The 16,768-nt window shown below is 69.6% G+C and carries 12 protein-coding genes; 6 read left to right on the top strand and 6 right to left on the bottom strand.

The window, feature by feature from the left end; all coding sequences use genetic code 11:
- The first annotated feature begins 48 nt into the window (after window positions 1–48).
- Genes ASG74_RS16510 through cobA form a run of 5 tightly spaced genes read left to right on the top strand, consistent with a single transcriptional unit; the run spans window position 49 to window position 5,990 of the window.
- Entirely contained in the window at window positions 49–1,752 is a 1,704-nt protein-coding gene (locus ASG74_RS16510) for a nitrite/sulfite reductase (RefSeq protein WP_056146264.1), read from the top strand.
- On the top strand, window positions 1,749–2,465 hold the full coding sequence (locus ASG74_RS16505) for a phosphoadenylyl-sulfate reductase (RefSeq protein ID WP_056146261.1): 717 nt from the start codon (window positions 1,749–1,751) through the stop codon (window positions 2,463–2,465). The genes ASG74_RS16510 and ASG74_RS16505 overlap by 4 nt, the downstream gene beginning before the upstream one ends.
- Window positions 2,462–3,403: a sulfate adenylyltransferase subunit CysD gene (cysD, locus tag ASG74_RS16500; RefSeq protein ID WP_056146259.1), complete on the top strand. Its 942-nt coding sequence runs from the start codon at window positions 2,462–2,464 to the stop codon at window positions 3,401–3,403. Before ASG74_RS16505 ends, cysD begins: the two co-directional genes overlap by 4 nt.
- A complete protein-coding gene (locus ASG74_RS16495; RefSeq protein ID WP_056146256.1) occupies window positions 3,403–4,782 on the top strand; it encodes a sulfate adenylyltransferase subunit 1 in 1,380 nt (459 codons plus the stop codon). Before cysD ends, ASG74_RS16495 begins: the two co-directional genes overlap by 1 nt.
- Complete coding sequence (gene cobA, locus ASG74_RS16490) at window positions 4,770–5,990, top strand: uroporphyrinogen-III C-methyltransferase (RefSeq protein WP_056146253.1); 1,221 nt, start codon at window positions 4,770–4,772, stop codon at window positions 5,988–5,990. Before ASG74_RS16495 ends, cobA begins: the two co-directional genes overlap by 13 nt.
- 84 nt (window positions 5,991–6,074) lie before the next feature.
- Here cobA and ASG74_RS16485 read toward each other — a convergent pair whose 3' ends face one another.
- From ASG74_RS16485 to ASG74_RS16460, 6 genes are all read right to left on the bottom strand, one after another.
- On the bottom strand, window positions 6,075–7,334 hold the full coding sequence (locus ASG74_RS16485) for a hypothetical protein (RefSeq protein ID WP_056146250.1): 1,260 nt from the start codon (window positions 7,332–7,334) through the stop codon (window positions 6,075–6,077).
- A gap of 87 nt (window positions 7,335–7,421) precedes the next feature.
- Window positions 7,422–8,372, bottom strand: a complete 951-nt coding sequence (locus tag ASG74_RS16480) for a hypothetical protein (RefSeq protein WP_056146247.1) — start codon at window positions 8,370–8,372, stop codon at window positions 7,422–7,424.
- Window positions 8,373–8,667: 295 nt separating this feature from the next.
- Window positions 8,668–11,514, bottom strand: a complete 2,847-nt coding sequence (locus ASG74_RS16475) for an aconitate hydratase (RefSeq protein ID WP_156465453.1) — start codon at window positions 11,512–11,514, stop codon at window positions 8,668–8,670.
- Window positions 11,515–11,739: 225 nt separating this feature from the next.
- On the bottom strand, window positions 11,740–12,621 hold the full coding sequence (locus ASG74_RS16470; RefSeq protein ID WP_056146239.1) for a potassium channel family protein: 882 nt from the start codon (window positions 12,619–12,621) through the stop codon (window positions 11,740–11,742).
- An 85-nt stretch (window positions 12,622–12,706) separates the two neighbouring features.
- Complete coding sequence (locus ASG74_RS16465) at window positions 12,707–14,023, bottom strand: class I SAM-dependent RNA methyltransferase (RefSeq protein WP_056146236.1); 1,317 nt, start codon at window positions 14,021–14,023, stop codon at window positions 12,707–12,709.
- Window positions 14,020–16,029, bottom strand: coding sequence for an APC family permease (locus tag ASG74_RS16460; protein ID WP_056146350.1), 2,010 nt, complete (start codon window positions 16,027–16,029; stop codon window positions 14,020–14,022). Before ASG74_RS16460 ends, ASG74_RS16465 begins: the two co-directional genes overlap by 4 nt.
- Before the next feature lie 64 nt (window positions 16,030–16,093).
- On the opposite strand from ASG74_RS16460, the gene ASG74_RS16455 reads away from it, so the two are divergent.
- Entirely contained in the window at window positions 16,094–16,756 is a 663-nt protein-coding gene (locus ASG74_RS16455; protein WP_056146233.1) for a potassium channel family protein, read from the top strand.
- Window positions 16,757–16,768: the final 12 nt, after the last annotated feature.

Below are 16,768 nucleotides of genomic sequence, written 5' to 3'. Positions count from 1 at the left end.
CGCTTATGGTTTCCATCAGCAATACCACCCATTGAGGAATGAGGACCCATGACGAGCGTCGTCTCCGGCACCCGCACGCTACGGCCTCCGCGCACCGGCCGCTCCAACGGCCAGTGGGCCGTCGACGGGCGSGAGCCGCTCAACCCCAACGAGTCGTTCAAGGCGGAGGACAACGGCCTCAACGTGCGTGAGCGGATCGAGACGATCTATGCCCACGCAGGATTCGACGCCATCCCCAGTGACGACCTGCACGGCCGCTTCCGCTGGTGGGGCCTGTACACCCAGCGCAAGCAGGGCATCGACGGTGGCCAGACCGCCTCGCTCGAGCCACACGAGCTCGAGGACAGGTTCTTCATGCTCCGGGTCCGCACCGACGGCCAGGTCCTCTCCCCCGCGCACCTGCGTGTCATCGGCGGTATCTCCAGCGACTTCGCCCGGGAGAGCGCGGACATCAGCGACCGGCAGAACATCCAGTTCCACTGGGTCGCCATCGAGAACGTCCCGGAGATCTGGCGGCGGCTCGAAGCGGTCGGCCTGCAGACGACCGAGGCCTGCGGTGACACCCCACGCGGGTTCGTCGGCTCCCCCGTCGCCGGAGTCGCTGCCAACGAGATCATCGACCCGACCCCGGTCATCCGCGAGATCACCTCGCGCTGGCTCGGCGACACGGAGCTGTCCAACCTGCCGCGCAAGTTCAAGACCGCGATCACCGGGCACCCGAGTCTCGACGTCGTCCACGAGATCAACGACATCTCCCTCGTCGGCGTCGTGCACCCCGAGCTGGGGCCGGGCTACGACCTCTGGGTGGGTGGTGCACTCTCGACGGCGCCACGCCTGGCCGAGCGGCTGGGTGTCTTCGTCTCCGAGGCCGACGCCCCCGACGTGTGGCACGGGGTCATCTCGATCTTCCGTGACTACGGCTACCGCCGGATGCGCACCAAGGCGCGCCTGAAGTTCCTGCTCGCCGAGTGGGGCACCGAGAAGTTCCGTGAGGTGCTCGAGACGGAGTACCTCGGACGCCCGCTCCCCGACGGCCCCGCTCCTCAGCCGGCCCAGGGTCCGGGCGACCACGTCGGGGTGCACGCGCAGAAGGACGGCCGCTTCTATGTCGGCGCGGCACCCGTGGTCGGACGGGTGAGCGGCACGATCCTCTCGGCCCTGGGTGACCTCGTGGAGCGCGTGGGTGGTGACGGGGTGCGGCTGACCGCCCACCAGAAGCTCGTCGTCCTCGGAGTTCCCGAGGAGCGGGTCGACGAGCTCGTCGCCGGCCTCGAGGACCTGGGACTGACCGCGGCTCCCAGCCCCTTCCGTCGCACGACCATGGCCTGCACCGGGATCGAGTACTGCAAGCTCGCGCTGGTCGACACCAAAGACACGGCCGCAGCGGTCATCGCCGAGCTGGAGCAGCGCCTCGCCGGCGTGGAGCTCGACACTCCGATCTCGTTGCACGTCAACGGATGCCCGAACTCGTGCGCCCGCATCCAGACGGCCGACATCGGGCTCAAGGGGCTCATCACGACCAACGACGCGGGTGAGAACGTGCCCGGCTTCCAGGTCCACCTCGGTGGCGGACTGGCCTCACCCGAGAGGGACGAGGCCGGCCTGGGCCGGACCGTTCGGGGCCTCAAGATCACGGCCAGCGACCTGGCCGACTACGTCGAGCGGCTCACCCGCCGCTTCCTGGCGCAGCGGGTGGCCGGTGAGTCGTTCGCCTCGTGGGCGCACCGCGTCGAGGACGAGGAGCTCGCATGAGCACCATGATCACGCGCACGGCCAGGCGCTCCGAGGAGGAGCTGCGCGCGCTCGCCGCGCAGGGTGCGCTGCTCGACGACTCGGATGCCGTCGGCGTCGCACGATGGGCTGCCGAGAACTTTTCCGGCACGCTGGCGGTTGCCTGCAGCATGGCCGAAGGCGTTCTCCCGCACCTGATCTCACAGCAGGTGCCAGGCGTCGACGTCCTCTTCCTCGAGACCGGCTACCACTTCGCGGACACCATCGGCACGCGGGCCCGGGTGGTTGACGAGCTCGACGTCACCGTCGTCGACGTCCTGCCCGAGCTCACCGTCGCCGAGCAGGACGCGAAGTTCGGGGCACGTCTGTTCGAGCGCGACCCGGCGGCCTGCTGCGCCATGCGCAAGATGGAGCCGCTCGCACGTGCGCTCGGCGGCTACGAGGCCTGGGTGACGGGTGTGCGCCGCGACGAGGCGCCGACCCGCACCGGCACGCCGCTCGTGACCTTCGACGAGAAGCACGGGTTGGTCAAGATCAACCCCTTGGTGACGTGGTCCCTCGACGACCTCACTGCATACGCGTCCGAACATGCCGTCCCCGTGAACCTCCTCGCCTTCGACGGCTACCCGTCCATCGGCTGCGAGCCGTGCACCCGCCGGGTGGCACCCGGCGAGGACCCCCGATCCGGCCGCTGGGCCGGCCTCTCCAAGACCGAATGCGGGATTCACACATGAGCGCTGTGACTGCGGAACGACCGATCACCACGACCCCCGAGACCCACGTCCTGGGTCAGCTCGACGCCCTCGAGAGCGAGGCGATCCTCATCATCCGCGAGATCGTCGGCGAGCTCGAGCGGCCCGTGCTGCTCTTCAGCGGCGGCAAGGACTCGGTCGTCATGCTGCACCTGGCGGCCAAGGCGTTCTGGCCGGCGCCGATCCCCTTCCCGGTGCTGCACGTCGACACGGGCCACAACTTCCCTGAACTGCTGGACTACCGCGACGAGACCGTCGAGCGCCTCGGGCTGCGGCTCGAGGTGGCGAGGGTGCAGGACTACCTCGACGACGGGCGGCTGCGTGAGCGTGCCGACGGCCTGCGCAACGCCCTCCAGACGGTGCCGCTCCTCGACGCCATCAACGAGCACCGGTTCGACGGCGTCTTCGGTGGTGCCCGGCGCGACGAGGAGAAGGCCCGCGCCAAGGAGCGGATCGTCTCACTGCGCGACGAGTTCGGGCAGTGGGACCCCAAGAACCAGCGGCCCGAGCTGTGGAACCTCTTCAACCCGCGGCACCGGCCGGGCGAGCACGTGCGCGCCTTCCCGATCAGCAACTGGACCGAGCTCGACGTCTGGAAGTACATCGAGCGCGAGGACATCCCCCTCGCCCCGCTCTACTACGCCCACGAGCGGGAGGTCTTCAACCGCGACGGCATGTGGCTCGCGGTCGGCCCCTACAGCCAGCCGCGTGACGACGAGCCCGTCGAGACACGCCTCGTGCGCTATCGCACCGTCGGCGACATGTCGTGCACGGGGGCCGTCGAGTCGCCCGCCCGCAGCAACGCCGAGATCGTCGTCGAGGTGGCCGCCTCGACCCTGACCGAACGCGGTGCCACGCGCGCTGACGACCGGATCTCCGAGGCCGCCATGGAAGACCGCAAGAAGGAGGGCTACTTCTGATGAACCCCACCACCAATCTCCTGTCCCCGGCGCTGGACACTGGCTCGTCTCCTGCCCTGGCCACGGGCACGCTGCTCCGACTGGCCACGGCAGGCTCCGTCGACGACGGCAAGTCCACGCTCGTCGGGCGGCTGCTCCACGACACCAAGTCCGTCCTCTCGGACCAGCTCGCGGCGGTCGAGCGCGTCTCACGCGACCGTGGCCTCACGGGTGCGGACCTCGCCCTCCTCACTGACGGCCTGCGGGCGGAGCGCGAGCAGGGCATCACCATCGATGTCGCCTACCGCTACTTCGCGACCGCCACGCGCTCGTTCGTCCTGGCCGACTGCCCCGGTCACGTGCAGTACACGCGCAACACCGTCACTGGCAGCTCGACCGCCGATGTCGTCGTGCTCCTCATCGACGCCCGCAAGGGCGTCCTCGAGCAGACGCGTCGTCACCTCGCCGTCACGGCACTGCTCCGGGTGCCCCATGTCGTTGTAGCCGTCAACAAGATCGACCTCGTCGACTTCGACGAGGACGTCTTCGACCGGGTCAACGCCGAGGTGCAGTCGGTGGCTCGCGAGCTCGGCGTGGTGGATGCCACGGCGATCCCGGTGAGCGCCCTCGACGGCGACAATGTGGCCGAGCGCTCTCCGCGCACGCCCTGGTACTCAGGACCCAGCCTGCTCGAGTTCCTGGAGGCCCTCCCGCCCGCGGTCGACCCGGTGCACGAGGCCTTCCGGCTGCCCGTCCAGCTGGTCATCCGTCCGCAGGGTGCGGCTCTCGATGTGGCTCACCGCGACTACCGGGGGTATGCCGGCCAGGTCGCCTCCGGCGTGGTGCGCGTCGGTGACGAGGTGGTCGCCCTTCCCTCCGGGCGGCGCTCGACGGTCACGGGCATCGACCTGGGCCCGCAGTCACTCGACGAGGCGTTCGCGCTCCAGTCCGTGACCCTGCGCCTCGCCGACGAGATCGACATCTCTCGAGGTGACGTGATCGCCTCGGTAGCGGATGCACCCGAGCCGACCCAGGACATCGCGGCCGTCGTGTGCTGGCTCGCCGATGCACCGTTGCGTCCGGGCCAGCGCCTCCTGCTCAAGCACGGTTCACGCACGGTGCAGTCGGCCGTGCGCTCGATAGACGGGGCCCTCAACCTCGACGACCTGCGTGCCGTGGCGGCAGAGAGCCTGCCGCTCAACGACATCGGGCTCGTGACGCTGCGATTGGCGAGCCCTCTGCCCGTCGAGAACTACTCCACCTCCCGTCGGGGCGGGTCCTTCCTCCTCATCGACGCCCACGACGGTCGCACGGTCGCGGCCGGGATGGTCGGGGCGACGCTGCCGACGGCAGCCGATGCTCCGACCCGGCCCGAAGGTGAGGAGGAATGGGAGATCTGAGCTCGGCTCTGCCCATCTTCCTCGACCTGACGGGCCGGCTCGTCAGCGTCTTCGGCGGTGGCCCCGTCACGGCTCGCGAGCTCACGGCGTTCCTCGACGAGGGAGCCCTCGTGCGCATCGTCTCCCCGTGGGTGTGCGAGGAGGTCCAGGACCTCCTTGTCGAGCACCGCGAGCGAGTGACCTGGCTGCAGCGCGAGTATGCCGGCCCGAACGACCTCGAGGGCGCCTGGCTCGTCCACACGGCCACCGGTGATGCCGACGTCGACACCCGCATCCGCGTCGACTCGGCCGACCGGCACCTGTGGTGCATCGGCACCGCGACCACCTCCGGTGCCATGGCCACTCTCCCGGCCCGAACCCGGGTGAGCACCCCCGACGGTGACGTCTCCGTGGCCGTGCACGCCCACGACGACCAGCTCCTCGCGAGCACGGTCCGCGACGGCATCGACCTCGCCCTGCGCAGCGGCGAGCTCGACCTGCGCCGGCACCGCCCCCGCGAGGCAGGCTGGGTCGCTCTCGTCGGTGGCGGTCCCGGAGCCGACGGGCTGCTCACCACCCGCGGCCACGAGCTGCTCGCCTGCGCCGACGTCGTCGTCATCGACCGGCTGGCACCGCTGGGCGTCGTGTCGCGCCTGCCGACGTCGGTGCGGGTCATCGACGTGGGCAAGACCCCGGGGCACCACCCCGTCCCGCAGGACCGGATCAACGCCATCCTCGTCGAGGAGGCACAGCGAGGCCTGGGCGTCGTCCGCCTCAAGGGCGGGGACCCCTACGTCCTCGGGCGCGGAGGCGAGGAACGCCTCGAGTGCGAGGCACACGGCATACCGGTGGAAGTGGTCCCTGGAGTGACGAGCGCGGTGGCTGTCCCGGCAGCGGCCGGCATCCCCCTCACCCACCGTGGCGTGGCGAAGGCCTTCACGGTCGTGTCCGGTCACGAGCAGATTCCCACCCTGCCGCCGGGCTCCGACCACACGCTGGTCCTCCTCATGGGCGTCTCCACCCTGCGCGCCAGCGCGAGCTCCCTCATGGCGGAGGGTCGCCGCGCGGACTGCCCCGTGGCCATCATCGAGCGCGGGTTCCTGCCGACCCAGCGAGTCACCACCGGCACGCTGGCCGACATCGCGGACCTCGCGCTGTTCCGCGGAGTGGAGTCCCCCGCAGTCGTGGTCGTGGGCGACGTCGTCGCTCTGGCGCATCCGGTGCACTGAGGGACGACCGGCGGCCCGGTGGAGTGACGACTGGCGTGAGCTCGTCGACTCCACCGGGCGATCGGCCCAGGCAGGAGGCCCCGCTCAGCCGGTCACCATCCGGCGCCGCGTGCCCACCATGAGCAGCGAACCGAGCGCGAGCAGCAGGAACGCGCCGCCGAGCAGGGCGCCAGAGTTGGCTCCCGTGTAGGCCAGACCCGCCGTTGCCGGCTGCATGGCGTTCATGGCCGTCCGGTCACGCAGGGTGGTCCGGACGTTGCCACCTCGGCTGGTTGCCGAGTTCGCGTTCCGGACCTCGCCCGGCTGGGTGGCTGTTCCCGGCTGGGCCGGGTTCACCGGCACCGCGGGGTCAGTCGGATCCACCGGCGCAGTCGGATCCACCGGGACAGTGGGATCCACCGGGACGGTGGGGTCCGTGGGGTGGGTCGGCTCCTCCACCGCCGGCGTAGAGCCGCCAGTGGTCGTGCTGCCGTCGGTGGTGGAGTCGCCCACGACCGAGACGGCATTGCCACCGATGGTCACCGGAACCACGACGGGCACCACGACCTGGTTGCCACCGAGGAGGGCTTCCTCGCCGGTGGTCGTGCTGCCACCGCTGGTGCCGGAACCGCTGGTGGAGCTGGATCCGGTGCTCGCACCGGTGCTGCTCGCGTCCCCGATGACCGAGACCGCATTGCCGCCTGCGGTGACCGGAGCCACGACCGGCGCCAGGACCTCGTTGCCACCCAGAAGCGCTTCCTCGCCCGAGGTGGAGTTCTCACCCAGTGCGCTGCCACCAGAGGCACCACCACTGGTGGGGCTCGAGCTCGCCGAGTTCTTGGTGCTCGAGTCGCCGACGACGGAGATGGCATTGTCACCGACGGTCACCGGAACCTTCACTGGTGCGGCCACCTGGTTGCCGCCACCGGCCGAGTCCTCGCCCGAGGTGGAGTTCTCACCGGCAGTGCCGGCACCACCGGTGCTCGACGCAGAGCGCGAACTCGTGCTGCTCGAGTCGCCGACGACGGAGATGGCATTGCCACCGACGGTCACCGGAACCTTCACCGGTGCCGCCGCCTGGTTGCCGCCACCGGCCGAGTCCTCGCCCGAGGTGGTGTTCTTGCTTGCCGTGCCGCCGCTACTTGTGCTCGACGCAGAGCTCGAACTGGTGCTGCTCGAGTCGCCGACGACCGACACGGCATTTCCGGCGACGGTCACCGGCAGCTCGACGGAGACGACCGACTGGTTGCCGCCGAGGACGCTGTCGACACCTGTGGTGTCGTCCGCGTGTGCTTGGGCGGAGAAGACGAGGCCTCCGCCGACCACGAGGGCGATCTGGAGCCCTCGTCGAAGTGATGCATGCATAGCTGTTCCCCTTGCGTGGTTGATGCGTGCGAGCCCGCGGTTGCGGGCACAGCTCGGACAGCGCCGTGGCACGGCGCCGGAGCGGCATCAATCAGGGCGGGAACCGGGGTCCGCGACGGGACCCGGCCTGGGATGGAACATGCGTGCGCGCAGGGCTCCGGAGGAGGTCTCAGCGAGCGTGAACGTGGCGGGCGTCACCGCGAGGTCGCCGCCGACAGGCGCGGACGATCCGTGCGCACCGGAGCCCTGAGCAGCACCACCGGCCGGGAGGGCAGGCGTGGGCAGGTGCTCAGGGGCGGGAGCCGCCGGCTGGTGGACCGGCGTGCGTGAGGGGTTGGCACGCGCGGTGACGTCGGCTGAGCCCGTATTGATGCCGAAGCCGGGCCAGGGCGCCACGGCGCTGGGCTGGAGGGCGAGAGTCGGTGGGAGTGCTCGTTCGGCCCGGATGGCCCGCTCCGTGCGCGCCCGATCGACCACCGAGGCGGCGGGACCCGGCGCCTGCTCGGTGACGGGGAGGGCAGCCGTCGGCGCGACGCCCTGAGCGGGCTCGAGCACGTCGGGCAGCCCGGCCGAGGACGGCTGCGCAGCGACAGGAACGATGGCGTCGACGACCTCGACGACCGGGTCGACGACGTCCTCCCCGCCCGTCAGGAGCGGCTTCAGGGTGCGGCTCACTGCCGAGGTCGTGGTCGTCACCACTGTCGTGGACTTGCTGACGGTCGAGGTCGTCGCCGCGACGACGGCCTTCACCGGCCGGGTCAGAGGGGGGTCGACGACCTTGAGCGGCGCCTCGACGATCGCGTCGACGGGCTGGACGACGGCCGTCACCGTCTCGGAGGGCTTGACTGCCGCCACAACCTTCTCGACCGGTTGCTGGACGATCGCCGTCGGCACCCTTGCTGGGTCGAGGATCGGCTGGACGTCGGTCGCGGTGGAGACGAGCTTGTCCAACGTCTTCGTCAGACCGAGGTCGTCCGCGCTTGCTGTCGTCGAGGACGAGAGCAAGAAACCGAAGAGGACGAGCGCAGCGCCGAGCATCAGCCTACGAAGGCTGATGGACGACGGATGAACCCCCACGCCAAACTCCTCTTCCGGGACGTCCTCCATTCCTACTCGCCAGTTCGACCAGAAAGAACTACGTAGGCCCCCCCAATTATGACTATCTTCGAGGGACGGCGCAGCTGTGTTCAGCACCACGCCTCACGGGCAACTCGGTCCGAAAACCGTTGTCGCACAGCCCGTGTGAACGACTGGGCTGCACCACGAACGCACGGCGCCGGTATGCCGTGGGCTCACGGCATACCGGCGTCGTGTGTTTCCGACGGAGTCGGGACTACTTCACGAGCGACCGCAGGACGTACTGGAGGATTCCGCCGTTGCGGTAGTAGTCGGCCTCACCGGGGGTGTCGATGCGGACGACTGCATCGAACTCCACGACCTCTCCCCCCTCCTTGGAGGCAGAGACCTTGACCGTCCTGGGCGTCGTGCCGTCGTTGAGGGCGGTGATGCCCGAGATCGAGAACGTCTCGGTGCCGTCGAGGCCGAGGGAGTCGGCGTTCTGGCCCTCCGGGTACTGCAGCGGGATGACGCCCATGCCGATGAGGTTGGAGCGGTGGATGCGCTCGTAGCTCTCGGCGATGACGGCGCGCACGCCCAGGAGCGCGGTGCCCTTGGCGGCCCAGTCACGCGAGGAGCCCGAGCCGTACTCCTTGCCGGACAGGATCACCAGCGGGGTGCCGGCAGCCTGGTAGTTGGCGGACGCGTCGAAGATGGTGCTCTGCTCGCCGTCCCTGGTGAAGTCGCGGGTGAAGCCACCCTCGACACCATCCAGCAGGAGGTTCTTGAGCCGGATGTTGGCGAAGGTGCCCCGGATCATGACCTCGTGGTTGCCACGACGCGAGCCGTAGGAGTTGAAGTCCTTGCGCTCGATGCCGTGCTCGGCGAGGTAGACACCCGCCGGGCTGTCGGCCTTGATCGAGCCGGCGGGGCTGATGTGGTCGGTCGTGACCGAGTCGCCGAGCTTGGCGAGGACGCGTGCACCCTCGATGTCGGTGACCGGCGTGGTCTCGATCTGCATGCCGTCGAAGTACGGGGGCTTGCGCACGTAGGTCGAGTCGGCGTCCCAGTCGAAGGTGTTGCCCTCGGGCGTGGGCAGGCTCTGCCACCGCTCGTCACCGGCGAAGACGTCGGCGTAGTCCTTGGTGAACATGTCCTGGCTGATGCTCGAGGCGATCGTCGACTCGACGTCGGCGGGAGCGGGCCAGATGTCCTTGAGGAAAACGTCGTTGCCGTCGGTGTCCTGCCCCAAGGGCTCCGCCTCGAAGTCGAAGTCCATTGTGCCGGCCAGCGCGTAGGCGATGACCAGGGGCGGTGAGGCGAGGTAGTTCATCTTGACGTCGGGGTTGATGCGGCCCTCGAAGTTGCGGTTGCCCGACAGGACCGACACGACGGCGAGGTCGTTGGCGTTGACGGCCTCGGAGACCTCCTCGATGATCGGGCCGGAGTTGCCGATGCAGGTCGTGCAGCCGTAGCCAACCAGGTAGAAGCCGAGCTTCTCGAGGTAGGGCCACATGCCGGCCTTCTCGTAGTAGTTCGTGACGACCTTGGAGCCCGGAGCCATGGAGGTCTTGACCCACGGGGCCACGGTGAGGCCCTTCTCGACGGCGTTCTTGGCGAGCATCGCGGCCGCCATCATCACCGAGGGGTTGGACGTGTTGGTGCAGCTCGTGATGGACGCGATCGACACGTGGCCGTGGTCGATGACGACCTCCTGGCCGTCGAGTGTCACCGTGGCGGGGTTGCTCGCCCGGTCCAGGCTCTCGTACGCCGGCGAGTGGGAGGGCCGCCCGGCGCTCTCGGACGCCTCGAGGGCGTCGTGCGAGGGCGAGTCGGACGCGGGGAAGCTCTCCATGAGCTCCTCGTCCACGCTGCTCTTCTCGATGCCGTTGCCATTGACCACGTAGTTCTTGAGGTCGTTGCGGAACTGCTGCTTGGAGCGGGAGAGCTCGATCCGGTCCTGGGGACGCTTCGGGCCGGCGATCGAGGGCACGACCGTCGACAGGTCGAGCTCGATGCGCTCGGAGTAGCGGGCCTCCGGCTGGTCCGGGCCCGCGTTGAGCCACATGCCCTGCTCCTTGGCATAGGCCTCCACCAGGGCGACGGACTCATCGGAGCGACCGGTGAGGCGCAGGTACTCGAGGGTGACGTCGTCGATCGGGAAGATCGCGCAGGTCGAGCCGAACTCGGGGCTCATGTTGCCGATGGTCGCGCGGTTGGCGAGCGGCACCTGGCTGACGCCCTCGCCGTAGAACTCGACGAACTTGCCGACGACGCCGTGGTCGCGCAGCATCTCGGTGATCGTCAGGACGACGTCGGTCGCGGTCGCACCGGCCGGGATGGAGCCCGACAGCTTGAACCCGACGACCCGCGGGATGAGCATCGACACGGGCTGGCCGAGCATGGCTGCTTCTGCCTCGATGCCACCGACTCCCCAACCGAGGACGCCGAGACCGTTGACCATCGTCGTGTGCGAGTCGGTGCCGACGCACGTGTCGGGGTAGGCCACCGTCCTGCCGTCGAGCTCGCGGGTCATCACCGTGCGGGCCAGGTGCTCGATGTTGACCTGGTGGACGATGCCGGTGCCCGGGGGGACGACCTTGAAGTCGTCGAAGGCGGTCTGGCCCCATCGCAGGAACTTGTAGCGCTCGTTGTTGCGCTGGTACTCGATCTCGACGTTGCGCTCGAAGGCGTCCGCGCGGCCGAAGACGTCGATGATGACCGAGTGGTCGATGACCAGCTCGGCCGGGGCGAGCGGGTTGATCTTCTCGGGGTCGCCGCCGAGGTCGGCCACGGCCTCGCGCATGGTGGCGAGGTCGACGACACAGGGAACGCCCGTGAAGTCCTGCATGATCACGCGCGCCGGCGTGAACTGGATCTCGGTGTCGGGGGTGGCGTTCTCGTCCCAGCCCCCGATCGCGCGGATGTGGTCGGCCGTGATGTTGGCGCCGTCCTCGGTCCGCAGCAGGTTCTCGAGGAGGACCTTGAGGCTGTACGGGAGGGACTCGCTGCCCTCGACCGCCGCCAACCGGTAGATGTCGTAGGCCTTGTCGCCCACCTGGAGTTCGCCGTGTGCCTTGAAGCTGTCAGTGCTCGTCACGAGCCTGCTCCTTCCGCGCGTCATCGCGTGTGTCGGTCCACCAATTATCTTGATATCAAGATACTAGTGGGGGGTCGTCATGTCCAGCCTCCCACGCCGCCTCGGGTCGCGGTGGCTCTCCTTCCCCTGCGTACCCACCACACCCGTCCTCGGGCGTACTTCTGGCAACGGAACGGCGGTGCCCGACTCGACCGGGGCCGCCTTCAGGTCGTCATGGTCCATACGACCGAGGCATGCCAGGGCCTTCGCTCAGCGAAGCGTGGGCTGCTCGTGGTCCCGAGCGAACGCTGCCAACGTCTCCGCCCGGCCATCCACCTCACCGAGGTACTCCCGGCGCAGGAGAGTGAGCAGTTCATCGAGGGCCGAGGCGAGCATCGCCGCGGCGTTGCGGACCTCCGAGGCTGAGGACCTCTCCCCTGAGTCGACCAGGTCCACGACGTACGACAGTGTGGCGGCCAGTGAGAGGTCGGACTGGACTTCCCGGAAGAAGTAGGACTCCGCGTACTGCAGGAGGTCCATCTCGATCGAAGCCAGCTCGCTGCGCACGCCTTCCAGGTACTGCACCGCAATACCGGCCTCCCCCTTCTCCACCACCTCAGCGGCGCCACATCGAGCCATGCTGCTCAGCCGCCGTGCCAGCGCGCGACGGCGGATGAGCGCTGGGTACAGCTGCAAGCCCCACGAAATACCCGCTGTCAGCAGCACGAACCCGACCAAGGCCTCCAAGGGCACCACGGCCCTCAGGACGGGCGTCGCCGGCAGGATGTCACCGAACCCCAGCGTGGCCACCGCGACGATCGACAGGTAGACCGAAGCGACGATGTCCGACGACATCGTCGGCTCCAGGGAGGACCCGAAGTAGAAGCCATCCGGCATCCGGGGCAGATAGACCAGGGCAAAACCCAGCACCGAGAGAGCCGCCCACATGCCGAGCGTCGCGAGAAGCCCCAGCGGCCCTGCCAGCTCGGTCGAACGGGACTGGCGACCGGCGAGCTTGGTGATCCGCCACGTGCCCCTGAAGATGAACCGTGAGAGGGTACCGAACCCTGCGGGGTGCCACAGCGTGTGAAAGATGTCGCGCAAGGCCAGCAGGATCACCACGACACCGGCCACTGTCATTGCCCACGTCATCGAAAGACCCTATCCGCCGCTGTTGCCACTCCTCGACACACAAGGTCCGGGCCGGCGGCGGTGGATCACTTCACCGCGAAGCGCGTCACGGCAGGTCAGGGCCGGTCCTGGTGAACACCGCGACGCATTCGACGTGGTGGGTCATCGGGAACGCGTCGAAGGCCCGCAGGGACGTGAGCGCGTAGCCGCGCTCCAGAAGGTATGCCGTGTCGCGGGCGAGCGCTGCCGGGTCGCAGGCGACGTAGGCGAGGGCTCGCGGACCGAGGGCGACGACAGCCCCGACCACGGCCTTGCCCGCGCCGGTGCGTGGCGGGTCGAGGACGACGAGGTCGGCGGTCGGTGGGATGTCGCTGCTCGGCCGCCGTGGTCCGGGGCGACGACGGCCGCCCTTGCGCGTGCCGGACACGCGGCCGGTGGACTCCACGCCGAAGACGTGGTCGACGCGGCCCTGGACGTAGCGGACCCACGGCGTCGACGCGACGTTGAGGCGAGCCTGGGCGACAGCGATCGAGTCGGACTCCACGGCGATGACCTGCCCGCGCTCACCGACTGCCTGCGCGAGGGCGGAGGCGAAGACACCCACTCCGGCATAGAGGTCGAGGCAGCGTTCGCCCGGCTGCGGGTCGAGCCCCGCGATGACGGCGTCGACGAACGTGGCGGCCGCTCCCGGGTGCACCTGCCAGAAGCCTCGCGCACTCACGTCGAACTCTCTCGACAGCGACTGTGCCGCAACGTTCTCGGTGACCACCGGTGCGACCGCCTCGTCCGACGGGATGCGTACGACCACGGCGTCGCCGTCACTGGGAGCCACGACGTCGACCGCCTTCTCCCCCGCCCAGTCCGCCTGCAGCACAGCGGTGCCCACGACTCGTTCGCTGGCGATGAGGCAGTCGTCGATGGGCAGGAGGGCGTGGCTGCGGTGACGACGCATCCCTGCGCGGCCGGCGGGGTCGACGGCGAACTCGGTGCGGGTGCGCCAGCGCAGACCATGGGTGTCGCCCGGGACGGGCTCGACAACCACGTCGCGCTCGAGGTGGGCCAGCCGCTGCAGCTGCTCGGCCACGACCGTCGCCTTGAGGCGGCGCTGGGCAGCCACGTCCACGTGCTGGAAGTCGCAGCCTCCGCACAGGCCTGGGCCGGCATACGGGCAGGGTGGCTGCACGCGGTCGGGCGACGCCGCGAGGACCTCGACCGCGTCGGCGCGCAGGAACCGGTCGCCGGCAGCGCCCTCGGTGACACGGACCCGCACCTGCTCCCCCGGCAGCGCGTGGCGGACGAAGAGGACCCGGCCCTCGTGCCGGGCGACGACGAAGCCACCGTGCGCGATCGGACCGGCGTCGACGACGACCTCCGACCCGGCAACGAGCTCCGCGGTCGAAGGGGTCCCGGGTTCCTGGCTCATCCTTCGCCGCGGCGCACGTCGCCGGCGACGGGGCCGTCCATGCGGTCCTCGAGGCCCTCCGACGAGGCGAGCTGCCAGGGGACGGAGGACACCATGACGCCCGGGGTGAACAGCAGGCGGCCCTTGAGGCGCAGCGCGCTCTGGTTGTGGAGCAGCTGCTCCCACCAGTGGCCGAGGACGTACTCGGGGATGTAGACGGTGACGAGGTCGCGGGGGTTGCCGGAGCGGATCGACCTCACGTAGTCGACGATCGGCCGGGTCACCTCGCGGTAGGGGCTGTCGAGGGCCTTGAGCGGCACCGGGATGTCGCGCCTGTCCCACTCGTCCTGGAGCGCCTTGGTCTCGTCCGGGTCGACGTCGACGGTCAGCGCCTCGAGGAACGAGGGCCGCGTGGCCCGTGCGTAGGCCAGGGCGCGCAGCGTCGGCTTGTGGATCTTGGACACGAGCACGATGGCGTGCACCCGCGAGGGCAGCAGCTGCTGGCGGGTGTCGCGCTCGTCGACCCGCAGCTCGTCCCGGACGCGGTCGTAGTGCTTGCGGATCGAGACCATGACGGCATACAGGACGATCATGGCGGCGATGGCGTAGCCCGCGCCGTGCAGGAACTTCGTCGCGAGCACGACGAGCAGGACGAGCCCCGACATCACCGCGCCGACTCCGTTGATGATCCGGCTGCGGTGCATCCGGGCCCGGGTGCGGCCGTCGCGCTCGACCGCGAGGTGGCGGTTCCAGTGCCGGATCATGCCCACCTGGCTCAGGGTGAACGAGACGAAGACACCCACGATGTAGAGCTGGATGAGCTTGGTGACCTGGGCGTCGTAGAGCGCGATGAGCCCGGCTGCCGCCCCGGCGAGGATGAGGATGCCGTTGGAGAAGGCGAGCCGGTCACCGCGGGTGTGGAGCTGGCGCGGCAGGAAGCCGTCGCGCGCGAGGATCGACCCGAGCACGGGGAAGCCGTTGAAGGCGGTGTTGGCGGCGAGGATGAGGATGAGACCGGTGACGATCGAGACGAGCACGACCCCGGGGTGGAAGCCGTCGAAGACCGCCTTGGAGACTTGGCCCATGACGGTGTCCTGCACGTAGCCGTCGCCGACGGGCTGGCCGTCCTTGAGCAGCTGCGTCGCCGGGTCTTGCGCCACCTTGACCCCCGTCCACCGGGCGAGCGCCACCATCGACGCGAGCATGGTGACCGAGATGGCGCCCATGAGGAGCAGGGTCGTCGCGGCGTTGCGGCTCTTGGGCTTCTGGAACGCGGGCACCCCGTTGGAGATCGCCTCGACGCCGGTCAGCGCGGCGCAGCCGGACGAGAAGGCGCGCAGCAGCAGGAAGGCCATGGCGGCAGTGCCCAACGCCCCCATGCCGGGCTCGGGAGCGAGCTCGTACTGCGCGCTCTCGGCACTCGGGAGGGTTCCGGCGGCCTCGCGGAAGAAGCCCACGATGCCCATGCCGATGATCGAGAACATGAAGAGGTAGGTGGGCACGGCGAACGCCTTGCCCGACTCCCTCACCCCGCGGAGGTTCATGGCGGTGAGCAGCACGACGAGGCCCACGGCCGCGGTGGCCTCGTGCCCTCGAAGGAAGGTGAAGGCGGACGCTGCATTCTGCACGCCGGAGGAGACGGACACTGCGACCGTGAGGACGTAGTCGACGAGGAGCGCGCTCCCGACCGTGAGTCCGGCCTTGGGCCCGAGGTTGACGCTCGCGACCTCGTAGTCGCCACCGCCTGACGGGTAGGCGTGGACGTTCTGCCGATAGCTGAGGACGACGACGGCCATGACGAGCACGACGCCGAGGGCGATCTGCCACGAGTGGGTCGCCGCCAACGCACCACCGGCGAGGCCGAGGGTCAGCAGGATCTCGTCGGGGGCGTAGGCCACCGACGAGAGGGCGTCGCTGGCGAAGACGGGAAGGGCGAGGCGCTTGGGGAGGAGGGTCTCACCGAGACGGTCCGAACGCATGGCCCGACCGAGGATGACGCGTTTGACCACGCGACCTGAGGAACTCACGACCGTCACTCTATGCACCTGCGCGCCCCATCGCGCCCGAGGTTCACCGGTGTAGCGTCGGAGCGTGCATTTCGTCATCATGGGCTGCGGCCGCGTCGGCGCCTCCTTGGCCAGAGCCCTGGAGCGGGTCGGCCACGAGGTCGCCATCATCGACCAGGACGAGCTGGCGTTCCGCCGCCTCGGGGGCACCTTCGAGGGGCGCCGGGTGGTGGGTCTGGGGTTCGACCGGGACACCTTGCGACAGGCGGGGATCCAGGACGCCTACGCCTTCGCCGCGGTGTCCAGCGGCGACAACTCCAACATCCTCGCGGCCCGCGTGGCCCGGGAGAAGTTCGGCATCGAGAACGTCGTGGCACGCATCTACGACCCCGGCCGCGCAGAGATCTACCAGCGGCTGGGCATCCCCACGGTCGCGACCGTCAAGTGGACCAGCGACCAGGTCCTCCGCAGGCTTCTCCCCCAGGGCCACGTGCCGGAGTTCAGCGACCCGAGCGGTCGGGTCGTCATCGCCGAGATGCCCGTCAACGCCAAGTGGGTGGGTCGCCGCGTGTTCGACATCGAGCAGGTCGTGGGCGGACGGGTCGCCTTCGTCACCCGCCTCGGCGAGGGCCTCGTCCCCACCGCGGAGACCGTGCACCAGGACGGTGACCTCGTCCACTTCGCCCTCGACCGTGCTCGCCTCGCCGAGGCCGAGCGCATCCTCGACGCCGCTCCCCCGGCGCACTGACAGCAAGGACCC

The sequence above is a fragment of the Knoellia sp. Soil729 genome (genome assembly GCF_001427985.1).
Classification (GTDB): domain Bacteria; phylum Actinomycetota; class Actinomycetes; order Actinomycetales; family Dermatophilaceae; genus Knoellia.
This window is presented reverse-complemented; position numbering and strand designations above follow the sequence as displayed.